This is a genomic window from Ruegeria sp. CDSA241 (genome assembly GCF_059611265.1).
The window spans coordinates 35,877-50,537 of the sequence record NZ_JBXWPF010000009.1 but is presented as its reverse complement, the minus strand read 5'-3'; the positions used below and the strand labels follow the sequence as shown (position 1 = coordinate 50,537).

At 57.7% G+C, this 14,661-nt stretch carries 15 protein-coding genes; 4 read left to right on the top strand and 11 right to left on the bottom strand.

Annotation, left to right across the window (positions count from 1 at the left end):
• Positions 1-22 precede the first annotated feature (22 nt).
• Together AC2FJV_RS09990 and AC2FJV_RS09985 are read right to left on the bottom strand one after the other, a co-directional pair.
• Positions 23-1,075 (bottom strand): TRAP transporter substrate-binding protein, encoded by a 1,053-nt coding sequence (locus AC2FJV_RS09990; RefSeq protein WP_496713581.1) that lies wholly within the window; start codon positions 1,073-1,075, stop codon positions 23-25.
• Positions 1,076-1,098: 23 nt separating this feature from the next.
• Positions 1,099-2,148 (bottom strand): pyridoxal-phosphate dependent enzyme, encoded by a 1,050-nt coding sequence (locus AC2FJV_RS09985; protein WP_496713579.1) that lies wholly within the window; start codon positions 2,146-2,148, stop codon positions 1,099-1,101.
• Between the two features lie 125 nt (positions 2,149-2,273).
• On the opposite strand from AC2FJV_RS09985, the gene AC2FJV_RS09980 reads away from it, so the two are divergent.
• The 4 genes from AC2FJV_RS09980 (at position 2,274) to AC2FJV_RS09965 (ending at position 5,907) form a co-directional block, all read left to right on the top strand.
• The gene (locus AC2FJV_RS09980; RefSeq protein ID WP_496693791.1) at positions 2,274-2,738 is read left to right on the top strand and encodes an Lrp/AsnC family transcriptional regulator; all 465 of its coding nucleotides are present in this window, start codon (positions 2,274-2,276) and stop codon (positions 2,736-2,738) included.
• Positions 2,739-2,843: 105 nt separating this feature from the next.
• Entirely contained in the window at positions 2,844-3,998 is a 1,155-nt protein-coding gene (locus tag AC2FJV_RS09975; RefSeq protein WP_496713577.1) for an amidohydrolase, read from the top strand.
• Positions 3,995-5,158, top strand: coding sequence for a M24 family metallopeptidase (locus tag AC2FJV_RS09970; protein WP_496689223.1), 1,164 nt, complete (start codon positions 3,995-3,997; stop codon positions 5,156-5,158). Before AC2FJV_RS09975 ends, AC2FJV_RS09970 begins: the two co-directional genes overlap by 4 nt.
• 8 nt (positions 5,159-5,166) lie before the next feature.
• The gene (locus AC2FJV_RS09965) at positions 5,167-5,907 is read left to right on the top strand and encodes a maleate cis-trans isomerase family protein (protein ID WP_142639862.1); all 741 of its coding nucleotides are present in this window, start codon (positions 5,167-5,169) and stop codon (positions 5,905-5,907) included.
• Positions 5,908-5,940: 33 nt separating this feature from the next.
• On the opposite strand, the gene AC2FJV_RS09960 is transcribed toward AC2FJV_RS09965, so the two are convergent.
• The 9 genes from AC2FJV_RS09960 to paaZ all read right to left on the bottom strand — a co-directional run bounded on the left by AC2FJV_RS09960 (position 5,941) and on the right by paaZ (position 14,629).
• Entirely contained in the window at positions 5,941-6,702 is a 762-nt protein-coding gene (locus AC2FJV_RS09960; protein WP_271949049.1) for a Phenylacetic acid catabolic protein, read from the bottom strand.
• A 13-nt stretch (positions 6,703-6,715) separates the two neighbouring features.
• A complete protein-coding gene (locus AC2FJV_RS09955; protein WP_496713575.1) occupies positions 6,716-7,789 on the bottom strand; it encodes a 2Fe-2S iron-sulfur cluster-binding protein in 1,074 nt (357 codons plus the stop codon).
• A gap of 13 nt (positions 7,790-7,802) precedes the next feature.
• On the bottom strand, positions 7,803-8,264 hold the full coding sequence (gene paaD / locus AC2FJV_RS09950) for a 1,2-phenylacetyl-CoA epoxidase subunit PaaD (protein ID WP_142639942.1): 462 nt from the start codon (positions 8,262-8,264) through the stop codon (positions 7,803-7,805).
• 5 nt (positions 8,265-8,269) lie between these two features.
• Positions 8,270-9,028 (bottom strand): 1,2-phenylacetyl-CoA epoxidase subunit PaaC, encoded by a 759-nt coding sequence (gene paaC, locus AC2FJV_RS09945; RefSeq protein ID WP_271949058.1) that lies wholly within the window; start codon positions 9,026-9,028, stop codon positions 8,270-8,272.
• Positions 9,028-9,312 (bottom strand): 1,2-phenylacetyl-CoA epoxidase subunit PaaB, encoded by a 285-nt coding sequence (gene paaB, locus AC2FJV_RS09940; protein WP_142639870.1) that lies wholly within the window; start codon positions 9,310-9,312, stop codon positions 9,028-9,030. The genes paaC and paaB overlap by 1 nt, the downstream gene beginning before the upstream one ends.
• 23 nt (positions 9,313-9,335) lie before the next feature.
• Positions 9,336-10,313 (bottom strand): 1,2-phenylacetyl-CoA epoxidase subunit PaaA, encoded by a 978-nt coding sequence (paaA, locus tag AC2FJV_RS09935; protein WP_496689215.1) that lies wholly within the window; start codon positions 10,311-10,313, stop codon positions 9,336-9,338.
• Between the two features lie 15 nt (positions 10,314-10,328).
• On the bottom strand, positions 10,329-11,531 hold the full coding sequence (gene pcaF, locus AC2FJV_RS09930; protein ID WP_282021795.1) for a 3-oxoadipyl-CoA thiolase: 1,203 nt from the start codon (positions 11,529-11,531) through the stop codon (positions 10,329-10,331).
• A 202-nt stretch (positions 11,532-11,733) separates the two neighbouring features.
• Entirely contained in the window at positions 11,734-12,549 is an 816-nt protein-coding gene (locus AC2FJV_RS09925) for a PaaX family transcriptional regulator C-terminal domain-containing protein (protein WP_496713573.1), read from the bottom strand.
• Positions 12,550-12,598: 49 nt separating this feature from the next.
• Positions 12,599-14,629, bottom strand: coding sequence for a phenylacetic acid degradation bifunctional protein PaaZ (gene paaZ, locus AC2FJV_RS09920; protein ID WP_496713571.1), 2,031 nt, complete (start codon positions 14,627-14,629; stop codon positions 12,599-12,601).
• Between the last annotated feature and the right edge of the window lie 32 nt (positions 14,630-14,661).

Below are 14,661 nucleotides of genomic sequence, written 5' to 3'. Positions count from 1 at the left end.
CGCCTTTCAGTGATGTCAGCTTTTATTGCGACGCATTGCTCACCTCGTTAAGCAGGCCGTCGAGGATCTTCTGGGCTTGCGCGCGCGCCGCAGGTTTCTCGGCGTCGTCATAGGCGTTTTCGACCACATCGAAGAATGTTTCATGCAATGTGGCGCTTTGGGCTTCAAAGACAGCGCGCTCGTCCTCGGTCAGGACAATGACCTGCAGATCGGGGCGCTCTGCCTTGACCTTTTCCATGTTTTCCAAGTTGATCTTGATCTGATAGTCATGCGCGGCCTGCTCACCCTTGGCGATAGCGTTCTTGACCATTTCCTGCTGATCTGCAGGCAGGCCGTTGAACCAATCGCTGTTGGTGGAAACAGTGCCGACGTAAGGAAGCTGACCCGGGAAGATTAGGTAATCCTGAACCTCATGCCACTTGGCGTTGTAGATGAAATAGATCGGGTTCACCATGCCATCGACGGTCTTCAACTGCAGCGCGCCATAGACCTCGCCCCAGGACAAAGGCGTCGGGTTGGCGCCAAACGCCTTGAAGGTTTCCACCGGAATGGTCGAAGTGAAGGTACGGATTTTCTGGCCTTCAAAATCCGCCGGGCTGCGGATCGCCTTGTTGGCACCCCAGGCCATGTCACCTTCCGAGATCATGGTGAGCAGCTTCAGGTTCACCTTCTCGAATTTCTCGCTGAGGTCTTCATAGATGGTCGGGCTGGTGGTCAGAACTTCGCGGATCACGTCGATATCACCGCCCAGAACATAGGGCAGATCAAGAACCTGCGCCTCGGGCACATAAGACCCCAGGTGACCGGTCCCCACCGATACGAACTGGACCGTACCCTTAGATGTCAGCTCGACAATATCGTTCTCGGTACCCAACTGACCATAGTAGTAGATGCGCACTTTGATGTCGCCATCAGACTGCTCTTTGACACTTTCGGCGAAGGCCTGTGCAAAGATATCCTGTACGTCGCCTTTGTCCTCTTCCGAGGCGAATTTCCAGGTGTCCGCAAAGGCAGCAGTCGACAGACCTGCCGCGAAAACCGCCGAGGTTATCAGCTTGCTAAAAATGGAGGTCATTCTGTTAGTCCTTTCTTGCCCGCTCATGCGAGCCCTTCTGAGATGATGACAAGAGGACGTAAATCCTGCGTCCTCGCCTGCTGGTTGGTTCTCTTGCACAGGGCGCCGTAACCGGCCGCGCCTGACGGCGTGGTCGCGATTCCAAGTGCTGTGACAGCTTCTGCGGCTGCCTGGCCTTCTTCTTCGGAAAGGGTTTCGTAGCTCACGCCGCAGCGCTCGAGCACATCCCAGGCCACGATCGACGGTGCCTTGCAGTCAAGCCGACCCATATTCGAATCCGGCCCATCGCTGCGGGTGGCCCGTCCGGCCAAGTGACTGGCCCGCAAACAGGACGCAGCGCCGGGTTCGACAACGATCAGTTCAGGCTGTTCCGCCCAGTTCAGACGGATCATATGCGACATTGCGGCGGCCAACCCACCGACACCGGCCTGCAGATAGACATGCGTAGGCCACTGCCCCGAAGCCTCGAACCGGGCGCGCAACTCTTCGGCGATGACGCAATAGCCCTCCATCACCAGTTTCGGAATCTCGGTGTAACCAGGCCAGGTTCCGTCGGCCAAAAGCGTGGCACCGGTGGTTTTGGCGTCAGCAATAGCGGCGGCGACGCTTTCGTCATAAACATCGCCCGAACGGACAACCTCGGCACCGAAGGTTCTAAGACGGTCGCCGAACCCTTGTGGTACGGTCTGCGCCAGATGAATTCGCGCCTTTGCACCCATCGCCCGCGCCCCAGCCGCAACGCCCATTCCGTGGTTGCCTGCACTTGCGCAGACGAATGTGTGGCCAGATGCGAATTCTCGAAAAGCGGCATCCTTCATCCGCGTGAGGGAGAGCGTTTCACCGGTATTCTCGAGCCATGCATCCTCGAGAAGGCGTGCAACCGCATAGGGCGCCCCCAAAGCTTTGAACGCGCCAAGCCCCATACGCTCTGTCTCGTTCTTGACCAGAATGCTCTGACCATCAGGCCCCGTGATTTCAATCAGCGGCGATACAGCGTAGGTCTCTTGCCCCTGAAAAAACTCCTGCGCACGGACGAAATCCGGGGCGAAGCTTAGGTCGTCGGTCGCTGTCATGTATTTTTCATCCGCTTTTTCCATGTGCAGAGATTGTGCATGACCGACCTATTTCTATTTATCGTATTTGACCCTAATCTCGATAATATGTTTCAAACCTGCCTCTTCCATCGCGAGGATTTTTCATGAACCAACAACTTGATGATGCAGACACGATAATCCTCAGAACCCTGCAAAGGGATTGTCGAATCGGGCTGGAACAGCTGGCGCAAGAATGCAGTCTTTCTGTTCCCTCGGTGCAGCGGCGGCTCAAGCGGTTGCGAGAATCCGGGCTGATCCTGAAAGAGGTCGCGGTGCTCAACCCGTCGCGCTTTGACTATAAGATGACCTTCATTGTTCTGGTCGAACTTGACCGGGAATCGCTTCAGCAACTCGATCTGTTCCGAAAACGCGCCAGGAACGAGCCGCAAGTTCAGCAATGCTATTATGTGACCGGTGATGCCGATTTTGTTCTTATCTGCGTCGCGCAGGACATGGAGGATTTCGAGGACCTGACCCATCGCTTGTTTTTCGATAACTCGAACGTCCGCAGATTTCGCACATCCGTCGCGATGGACCGTACAAAGATTGGTCTGGAACTTCCGATCTGAACTTGGCGCTTTTGTGCAATTTTTTCTGCTTTAGGGCCGGAAATTTGATGCGAAACACGCAGCCCTATCCTGTAGAACCGATGCAACTCACACGCGGATGAAGAAATGAGCGATTTAGAAAACCGTATGATCGCGCTTCGGCGGGATTTGCACAGGCACCCGGAACTGGGCTTTCAAGAGAAGCGAACCAAGTCGGTTGTCGCTGAACGGCTGCGTGCCCTTGGGATCGAAGTGCACGAAGGCGCAGGCGTTCTCGGTGTGCTTCGATCCGGCGGTGGCAACAAAGCCATTGGCCTGCGTGCTGACATGGATGCGCTTCCAATCACCGAAACCTCGTCCCATGACTATGTCTCTACCTCACCCGGTGTGATGCATGCTTGTGGCCACGATGGACATACAACCATGCTGCTTGGGGCGGCAGAGCGTCTGGCGAAAGAACCTACCTTTGACGGTACGGTTGTTTTTCTATTCCAGCCAAACGAAGAGCACGGCCTGGGCGCGCGCGCGATGATCGACGACGGTGTGCTAGAGCAATTTCCGGTCGAAGAAATCTATGCAATCCACAATTTGCCAGGGGCTCCAACCGGTCAGATTTCGACCCGCACCGGTATTATCTGTAACAGTGAAACCCTGTTCGAGATCACGGTTAAAGGCCAGGGCGGTCATGCCTCGATGCCACAAACCGGCGTTGATGCAATTACCGTAGGGTCCGAGATTGTGGTGGCATTGCAGACCGTGGTGGCACGAAAGCTTGCGCCCGCCTCTGGCGCGGTAGTGTCCGTGACCGAATTCCTGACGGACGGCCAGCGAAATGTCTTACCGGGCAACGCCACTCTCAAAGGAGATTTCCGCGCCAGATCGCCCGAGGACCGCAGCGCCATCGAAGGGTTCATGCGCCAGATCGCCGAGGGGATTGCGGCGGCGCATGGCATTCAGGCCTCGGTCAGCTTTGACACGCAATTCGTCGAGACCATCAACGCCGCTGCCCCGGCCCAAGCGGTCTATCGTGCCGCCGAGGCCGCTGGGTGTGACCTGATCAAGGATCGGCAGCCGATGAGTTTTTCAGAGGATTTCGCCCAGTTTTCGACCGCCGTGCCAGGATGTTTCCTTTTGCTGGGCAATGGCGAGACCGGGCCACATGGCCAACCGCTTCATGCTTCTGACTATGATTTCAATGATGAACTGCTGCCGATCGGAGCTGAATTCTGGGTCCGATTGGTTCAGGACCGGTTGCCCCTGCGAAAGGATCAAAAGTCATGAACGCCCCACGACGTGGTTTTGACCAACAAGAATTCGCAACGCGTACCGCAGCGGCGCAGACAAAGATGGCCGAAACCGGTATGGCGGGCATATTGCTGACAACTGAACCGGATGTGCGCTATTTCAGCGGGTTCCACACGCTGTTTTGGCAAAGCCCGACCCGCCCATGGTTCCTGTTCATCCCGGCATCCGGCAAGCCCATCGCAATCATCCCTGAGATCGGCGCAGACCTTATGCGGCGAACCTGGGTCACAGATATCCGCACCTGGGGCGCACCTGCACCAAAGGATGACGGTATCGGGCTGTTGACCGATCTGCTGGCGCCGCTTGCCAGCCGCGGCGAGACTGTCGGCCTGATGAAGGGCCACGAAACCCATTTACGGATGCCGCTTGGCGATTATGAGCGGCTGTTGGTGGGCCTGAATGGGCTAAAGATCACTGACGCGACCGAGATCGTCCGGGGCTTGCGAATGGTGAAATCCGAGGCCGAGATCGAAAAACTCACCTATATCTGCGCCATCGGGTCGCGCACATTTGAGCAGGTGCCCGAAATCGCCCGCGAAGGGCAGCCGCTTGAGGATGTGTTCCGCTCCTTTCGGCGCGAAGGGCTGGCGCAGGGTGCCGATGATGTTCCGTATTTGGTCGGCGGTGCGGATACGGGCGGCTATCACGACGTCATCTCGCCCCCGTCCCGCCGACCACTGGCGCGCGGCGATGTGCTGATGCTCGACACCGGTTCCAACTGGGACGGGTATTTTTGCGACTTCGATCGGAATTGGGCCATTGGCCGCGCCGATGACGCCTCACGCCATGCATATGATGTTCTTTGGCGCGCGACTGAGGCCGGGATGGCCGCAGCTCGCCCCGGAGCGACTTGCCGAGAATTGTTTCAAGCGATGCAGAAGGTGATCACGGAGCTCGACGATCAGGGTGGTGACGTCGGCAGGCTGGGTCATGGGCTTGGCATGCAGCTGACCGAATGGCCCTCGCACACCAGTTGGGATACAACCGAGATCGCCGAAAATATGGTACTGACCCTTGAACCATCGCTTGGCTATGGCGACGGTCGGGTCATGGTGCACGAAGAGAACATCGTCATACGTGCAAGTGGGGCGGAGCTTTTGACCAAACGCGCCGCGCCTGAACTACCAATCATCTGAGGCCAATCATGAAGCTTGATTTCGAAACAGACGAAGGCATTGGCACCCGCGCCAATCTGGGTGTGATTGTTCTTGAGACTGACGAGACGTTAGAGAACGAATTCTCTCGGATCATGTGCCTAGCTGGTGTCGCGCTCTATCACAGCCGGATTCCGATGGTGCCCGAAATCCGACCCGACACATTGGCACGGATGGAACAGGACTTGCCTGCGACGGCACGGCTTTTGCCACCATCGCTCAGCTTTGATGCAATCGGATTTGGCTGTACCTCGGCCTCGACCGTGATCGGGTCCGAGAATGTGGCCAAGGTGATAAAGACGGTCTGCCCGGATGCACGTGTGACAGATCCGTTGGCGGCAATCATCGCTGCCGGTCAGCATTTAGGAGCCCGACGATTGGGCTTCGTCACCCCCTATATTCCCGAAGTTTCCGCTGGGATGCGCACAAAGCTGGAACAGGCCGGTTTCGAAATCGCAGGTTTCGGGTCGTTCGAGGAAGGAAATGATCGCGTTGTTGCGCGGATCACAGAAGGGTCGATCCTTGACGCTATTGAAAAGGTCGCGGCTCAAGCGCCCTGCGATGCTGTCATTGTCTCTTGCACGAATCTGCGATGCCTTGACGTCATTGTTCAGGCAGAAGAAAAGATCGGGATTCCAGTCATTTCCAGTAATCAGGCGCTTGCCTGGCATATGCTTCGATTGGCCGGCATTGAGGACCTCAACCCTCAGTTCGGACGGCTCTTTGGATAGAGCGAGAAGGGTGTCCGCCTAGGGCGCTTTCGTTCAAGCAGGCGATTTGAGGCCAAGCGTTGCCAGAGTTGCAGCCATTGTCTGGCCCCAACGGTCCTGCAATGCGCTGTTTGTGTTGCGACGCAGGCCCATTGATTTCAACAGCTCGAACCGTTTCGGGTCATCGCCGCCGAAGGACACCGCAACCCGAGGCCACCAGTAAGTGACCGAGTTCTGCATGTCGTCCGCCGCACCGTTCTCGATCAGTTTGACCGCCCCTTCCAACGCCAGCTCGCCATGATGTGCCTCGACCGGGGCGATGGATCGGAAGGCTTCGGCCAGAGGCTGATACGAGATGGTGGAATACTCGGCCAGTTGTTCGGCCACCGCGCGGCTCATCAGCAGGTTCATGACCACAGCGTCTGTCCAGCCGGACAGCGGATAGTTGAACACCGCCAGACGCATGTCATGCTCGGACCGGGTGGCCCCTATATCCGCATCCCGCGACAAGCGCATGGTCCAAGGATGGTGATTGGCATAGCGTTCGGTATCTGCGCCAAATTCGCCCATGATGCTGAGAACACAATTTGCGTGGTCTGACTTTTCCAGCACGATCTTTGCGGCGGCGATCCGTTCCTTGATCCCCGGCCCCTGATTGATGATGTCGGCAAACCCGGCAGCCCCAGCCAGTTCGCTGTCGACAAATGTCGCCATCAGCTTCATCAGCTCGGCCCGATAGCGAGGCGGCACGTTCGATGGGTTGGTCAGAACACCGCCTGCGGCCAGATAGCTGTCGAGTGTCATTGAATCGGACATATCTGCCCCCTTTCTACCGGTCGTAATCGACGACCACGCGGTCTGTTACCGGGTAGGCCTGGCAGCTTAGCACATAGCCTTTTTCCACTTCGTAATCTTCCAGCGCGTGATTGGCGAGCATCTCGACCTCACCCTCAAGCACCTTGCAGCGGCAGGTCGAACAGACACCCGCCTTGCAGGCAAACGGGGCATCCATAGCGTTTGCAAGGGCCGCCTCAAGGATGGATTGGTCCTTGGGTATGGTCACGGTCTGAGTGGATCCATCCAGCGTGATCGACGCGCTGCTTTGATTGCCCTGCGTACCCGTTTCTGCCGAAACGGGCTTAGCCTTGGCCCGTCCGGGCTGGGCGCTGGCGAACAGTTCAAACTTGATCTGGCTGTCATCCAGTCCGTGTTCGCGCAATGCGGCGGCAATGCCCAGCATCATCGGTTCCGGGCCGCAGATAAATGCGGTGTCGACATGGTCGATATCGACCCAATGTTTGAACAGCTGCGCGCATTTTTCCTGGGTCACCAAACCGGTGAACAGCTCGATCTCTTGTGAATCCCTCTCAAGAACGTGGATCACGTTGAGGCGACCCATATAGAGGTTCTTGAGGTCTTCGAGATCCTCGCGGAACATGATCGTGTTGATGCCCTTATTGGCATAGATAAGGGTAAAGCGTGATTGCGGTTCCTGTGCGAGGGTCGTTTTGAGGATCGACAGGACCGGAGTAATCCCCGAGCCCCCTGCAAAGCCCAGATATTGCTTTTCCGCACCCGCATCTATCGGAGTTTGAAAGCTGCCCATCGGCGGCATGGCCTCGACGATGTCGCCGATATTCAGTTCAGTATTCGCCCATCCGGAAAATGCGCCGCCTTCAACGCGTTTGATGCCAACCTGCAGCACGCCTTCATCCTTGCCCGCGCAGATCGAGTAGGACCGGCGCAGTTCTTCGCCCTCAAATTCGCGACGAAATGTCAGATATTGACCGGCGGTGAAATCGAACTGATCTGCAGCGCCGTTCACAGGTTCCAGTGTCACCACCACCGCATCGCGAGTGGTTTTGTGGATATCTGTGACTTTCAGGTCGTGGAAACGTGCCATCCGGTGGTCCTCCTCAGATGCACTTGAAATAGTCAAATGGTTCCAGGCAGTCGGTGCATCGCCAATGCGCCTTGCAAGGCGTCGAACCGAACTGGCTGACCTTCTCGACCGCTTTGCTGCCGCAGCGTGGACAGCGATCCGGGCCGCCTGCCGGTTGCGGCGGGGCAATGCCATAGTCTTCCAACCGGGCGCGGCCCTTTTCGCTGAGCCAGTCGGTGGTCCAGGCCGGGGCGATGCTGGTTTCGATCTGCACGTCACTGATCCCGCGATCGTGCAAGGCGGTTTCGATATCCAGGCTGATAATGGATGTTGCCGGACAGCCGGAATAGGTTGGAGTGACCGTCACCTTCAACGTCTCGTCCTGCCACTGCACATCGCGCACAATGCCAAGATCGACCACCGAAATCACCGGAATTTCAGGGTCAGGAACAGCATCCAGCCATTCCCAGATTTGTTTGGTCGATGCCCGATCCATCGGCGTTACCAGCTTGCTTCGGGATAGGCGCGTTGCAGCCACTGCATCTGTGTCAACAGATGACCCAGATGTTCCGTATGCATCCGCCCGTCACGCCCACCTTTATGGGCAAACGCGCCTTCCGGGATCGTCAAGGTCGCCTCGGACAGGATCCGCTGCACCAAAGCGTCAAACTCCGCGCTCAGATCCGCGGGGTTCGGCGCAATGCCCGCCGCGACCATCTCGGCGTCAACTTCGTCGCTGGTGAACATCTCGCCTACATACGGCCACAGGTAGTCCAGAGCCGACTGCATCCGGGCGTGGCTTTCCGCTGTTCCGTCCCCCAGACCAACCACCGTGTCGCCCGAGCGTTCCAGGTGATATGCCACCTCTTTACTGGCTTTCGCGGCAATGGCCGCGACACGGTCATCCGTAGAGTTGAGCAAGCGTCCCAGCATGATGGAATGCCATGCATCGAACAGGAACTGGCGCATCAGGGTCCGGCCAAAATCCCCATTGGGAACCTCGACCAGCAGCACATTGCGGAAATCCCAGGCATCGCGCAGAAAGGCCAGATCGTCAGCAGTTTTGCCGCCTTGGATTTCCCCCGCCAGACCCAACCACATCTGAGTCTGCCCGATCAGGTCCAAGGCCGTGTTGGCCAGTGCGATATCCTCTTCCAGCACCGGCGCATGGCCGCACCATTCGCTGACGCGATGGCCAAGGACCAGGTCGTTGTCGCCCATCCGTAGAAGGAATTGTACAAATGCCGTGTCCCGGTCCATCACATGGCCCCCACTTCATCGGGGATGTCGAAAAAGGTCGGGTGACGATAGACCTTGCTTTCGCTGGGCTCGTATAATGGGCCCTTGTCGCTGGGCGAGGAGGCCGAGATATTATTCGCCTCGACCACCCAGATCGACACACCTTCGTTGCGGCGGGTATAGACATCGCGCGCGTTCTTGATGGCCATCTCCGCGTCAGGGGCATGCAACGAGCCGACGTGACGGTGACTCATACCATGCTGACCGCGGATAAAGACTTCCCACAAGGGCCATTCGTTTTTCATCGGGTTTCCTCCTCAGGGTCGACTTATTCGGCAGCCACTGTGCCAGAGCGTTTCTTTTCGGCATGGGCCATCAGCCCGTCGCGCACCCATTTGCCGTCGTCCCAGGCTTGGTTTCGGGCGGCCAGCCGGTCGGTGTTGCAGGGGCCATTGCCACTGATGACATCGAAGAACTCAGACCAGTCGGGTTCTGAGAAATCATAATGGCCGCGATCGTCGTTCCAATTCAGCTTTGGGTCAGGGATGGTCAGGCCCAGATACTCGGCCTGTGGCACAGTCTGATCGACGAATTTCTGACGCAGCTCGTCATTGGTGTTCATCTTAATCTTCCATTTCATCGACTGCGTCGAATGCACCGAGTCCTTGTCGGACGGTCCAAACATCATCAGCGATGGGTACCAAAAGCGGTTCAAAGCGTCCTGCGCCATTCGTTTCTGGTCCGGCGTGCCTTCGGCCATCTTGCGGATGGCGTCATAGCCCTGACGCTGATGAAAGCTCTCTTCTTTGCAGATGCGGATCATGGCGCGTGAATAGGGACCGTAAGACGTGCGCTGCAACGGCACCTGGTTCATGATCGCGGCGCCATCCACCAGCCAGCCAACGGCACCAACATCAGCCCAGTTCAGGGTGGGATAGTTGAAGATGGACGAGTATTTCATGCGCCCGTCCAGCAGCATTTCGGTGATCTCATCCCGGCTGACACCCAGTGTTTCGGCGGCGCAGTAAAGGTACAGACCATGCCCGGCCTCGTCCTGAACTTTTGCCAACAGGATCGCCTTGCGTTCCAGTGTGGGTGCCCGTGTGATCCAGTTCGCCTCGGGCAGTTGTCCAACGATTTCGGAATGGGCGTGCTGGCCGATCTGGCGGATCAGCGTCTTGCGATAGCCTTCGGGCATCCAATCCTTGGGTTCGATCTTTTCGTCAGCGTCTATGCGCGACTGAAAGGCAGCGAGCTTTGCAGGATCTTCCTGTGTCGCCTCGGACTTAACCATCTGAGCATACATGTCCCGTCATCTCCCCTATACGCGTTCAAGAATAAGCGCTGCGCCCTGACCGACGCCGACACACATGGTGCACAGCGCGTATCGCCCGCCCGTGCGCCGCAACTGATAGGCCGCGGTCATAACCAACCTTGCGCCGGACATGCCCAACGGGTGGCCAATGGCAATCGCGCCCCCATTCGGGTTCACCTGTGGCGCGTCGTCTGGCAGACCCAGTTCGCGCAGTGTCGCCAGACCCTGGGACGCGAAGGCCTCATTCAACTCTATCACGTCCATTTGCTCGATGCTCAGCCCGGCGCGGGCCAAAACTTTGCGGCTAGCCGGAACCGGGCCAATGCCCATGACACGCGGCTCAACCCCGGCGACAGACATGCCCACGACTCGGGCCATCGGGGTCAGGCCGTTCTTTGACGCTGCCGCCTCATTGGCCATCAAAATGGCCGCAGCGCCGTCATTGACGCCCGAGGCGTTGCCAGCGGTCACCGTCTTATCCGGCCCGTTGACACCTTTGAGACCAGACAGTTTGTCCACGGTAACATCTGGGCGCGGATGTTCATCCGTATCAACAATGATCGGATCACCCTTGCGTTGCGGGATCGTGACCGGGGTGATTTCATCCCGGAACAGACCTGCCTCATGCGCGGCGGCCCATCGGGCCTGACTGCGCGCCGCAAAAGCATCTTGGTCATCGCGGCTGATACCAAAGTCTTCGGCCACATTGTCGGCCGTTTGCGGCATCGAGTCGATGCCATAGGCCTGTTTCATCTTCGGGTTCACAAAGCGCCAACCGATTGTGGTGTCATAGACCGCATTGCTGCGGGTAAAGGCCGAGGTCGCCTTGGGCATCACAAAGGGCGCGCGCGACATGCTTTCGACACCGCCGGCCACAGCCAGATCATAATCGCCCGCCTTGATGCCCCGCGCTGCCATTCCAACCGCATCCATTCCACTGGCGCACAATCGGTTCACTGTTGTTCCAGGCACATCAACCGGCAATCCAGCCAACAAGGCCGCCATCCGCGCCACATTGCGGTTGCTTTCACCCGCCTGATTGGCATCGCCATAGATCACATCATCAACGCTGGCCCAATCAACCTGCGGGTTGCGCTCTTTCAGGGCGGCCAATGGAATCGCGGCCAGATCATCTGTCCTGACTGACGACAAAGCCCCCCCATATCGCCCAATCGGAGTGCGCGTCGCGTCGCAAATGAATGCGTCCATCACTTAATTCTCCTGTAGGTGCTGATCCGTATCATTGACCGCATGGTCGGTTTTTAGGGCGTCCATCGATTCGAGGCAAGCTTAATGTTACGAGTTCTTTTTCTTTTTTAGCTTTTCTGTAACATTTGGCGCGAGAGAAACGCCGCAATAATCGCCGAATGACCAGCATCGGGCGGATCAGATAGGTGACGCTAAAGAAAACCTAGCTGTCCAGCTCGGCTTCCAAGGATTCCAAATCAGGGCGCGGCAGTTTTTCCAACAACTGAGATACAGCCGCCCGGCATGTAGGGCCTTTCCAGTCAGCGGGCAGAAACGCTGCAGGAAAGGCGGGATGGCGCAGAACAATACGGCGCCAATTATGCACGATCAGGACACGCAGAATGGCCGTCTTCATCGGGTCGCCCGCCCCCTCAGATGGCATCTCTTGGTCGATGATCTGTGTCGATCTCAAGAACTGATCATAGGCGGTTTTCAACGCCTCTGGCCCGCAGAGATCCCGAAGCCAGCCAGGAACAGAGATAGCACTGCTTTCCACGCCCATCAGCTCTTCAAGACCCGCCGGAACCTGACCCGGAGCCATCGACGTTGCGGGATTGAGAGAGATGTAGTCCCCAGTCAGCATCAGGTCAGCCAATTCTTTGCGCGATGGGTCCGAATTGCTGGCGATAAGTACATGCCAGAGGCCGGGTTCCGGCGCTTCCTTGGCATAGATACGCGGTGCGGCGGTCACACTCTGATGACGGCCAAACGCGGTCAGGCGGTGAAAGCTGCTGCGCCCTTTGCGGGTGCTTTCAATCCAGCCATCCTTGCGCAGCCGATGCAGGGCAACACGCGTGGCTTCGGCCTTGATCCCGGCAAGGCTGGTCAGTGCGGTGATCACCGCACCACTTATCTGATCTGTTTCTTCCTGCGCCAGATCACCGAATATCGTCACCAGCACGGACCACACCCGTTGCGTACCCTCAGAGGTCAGATGGCTAACGCAGGTTTCAAACCAATCAGGGGCTGAATCTTTCATACGGCAAGTATAATCGGGCCAGATCGAATTACCATCCGGCCCAAGAATCTTAGTAGGCCACCATGGTCAGCAGCTCATATTCGGCCACAGGCTCATCATCTTGCTGGGTCAGGGTGACATGCCAGCGCACCTCGCCATATTCATCATTGCGGCGGGTTTTCTTTTTGACCGTCAGGCGCACCTTGATGCTGTCGCCTGCCTCTACCGGTTTCATAAAGCGCAGGTTATCGAGCCCAGTATTGGCCAGGACCGGCCCCTCGTTCGGTTCCACAAAAAGACCCGCCGCGAATGACAGCAAAAGATATCCATGCGCGACCCGGCCCGGAAAGAACGGGTTACGCTCAGCTGCGGCCTGATCCATATGGGCATAGAAGGTGTCGCCGGTGAATTCGGCGAAATGTTCAATGTCTTCCATGGTCACGGTCCGCGGTGCGGTGTGGATCGTCTCACCAATGGCCAGATCGTGATAGCGGCGTGTAAATGGATGGGCTGGCGCATTGATCTCGGCTGCACCCGGCACCCATCTCTCGCCAATAGCTGTCAATATGTCCGGCGATCCTTGAATCGCCGTACGTTGCATATAATGCATCACACCGCGCACACCGCCCATTTCCTCGCCACCGCCAGCACGGCCGGGACCGCCATGGACCATATGCGGTAAAGGAGAGCCATGGCCTGTGGATTCTTTCATCGAGTCTCGGTTGTTGAAATAGAGCCGCCCATGATAGGCCCCTGCCCCCATAACAAATTTGCGGGCAACATCAGCATCATGTGTGATGACTGAGGCCACCAGAGACCCCTGCCCTCTGTTCGCCAGCTCAATCGCGTGGTCGGTATCGCGATAGCCCATGATTGTACTGACGGGCCCAAAGGCTTCGGTATCATGCACACGTAGCGCGGCATCGGGATCGCTGCAATGGAACAGCATCGGTGGCAGAAAGGCGCCCTTATCTGCATCGGCCCCATCGACCACGAAGTCGTCCGGGTTGCCAAAGACGCACTCGGCCTCGTGCCCTATAATCACGGCCTTCTCCAAAACATCGCGCTTCTGACTGGCCGAGACCAGCGCACCCATTCGGGTGGTTTCCAGTTTCGGATCCCCGATGGTGGTCTTTGCCAAACGCGCGGACAGCGCCTCAATCACGGCCTGCACATGCGGCTCGGGCGCGATGATCCTGCGGATGGCAGTGCATTTCTGACCCGCCTTGGTGGTCATCTCGCGCTGAACCTCTTTGACGAACAGATCGAATTCGGGCGTTCCCGGCGCGGCATCAGGGCCCAGGACCGAGCAGTTCAAGCTGTCCTGCTCCGCCACGAACCGGACCGAATTCTCCAGGATTACGGGGTTCGCGCGCAGCTTCAGCGCCGTATCCGCCGAGCCTGTAAAGCTGACCACATCCTGCATGGTCAGGCGATCGAGCATGTCGCCCAGCCCGCCTGACACCAGTTGCAATGCACCGTTGGGCAATATGCCCGACTCGAGCATCAGCCGAACGCACAGCTCGGTCACATAGCAGGAATTTGTGGCCGGTTTGACGATAGCCGAAACCCCCGCCAGAAGAGTCGGAGCCAGCTTTTCCAGCATGCCCCAGACCGGAAAGTTGAAAGCGTTGATATGGATCGCAACACCTTTCAACGGGGTGCAGATATGTTGCCCCAGAAAGGTGCCATTGCGCGAAAGCTGCTCGACCTCGCCGTCGAGATAGACATGCCCGTCCGGCATCTCGCGCCGCCCTTTTGAGGCAAAGACGAACATCGTGCCAATACCGCCGTCAATGTCGATCAGATGATCCGCCTGGGTTGCGCCGGTATTGAAGGACAGATCGTACATCGCCTGCTTGTGCTTGCCCAGATGAACAGACAGCGCCTTGAGCATCTTGGCCCGCTGGTGAAACGTCATCTTACGCAGCGCAGGACCACCAACATTGCGCGCATGATCCAGCATTCCCTGAACGTCCAAGGCGTTGTTTCCGGCTGTTGCGATCACCTCTCCCGTCACCGCGCTTGCGATGTTGCGGGCACCTGCCCCCGGCGCAATCCACTCGCCCGCAGCAAAACTGGAAATCTGTTGGATCGTCATAGGTTTCTCCTTACTCGCGGCAGGGCTAGCGC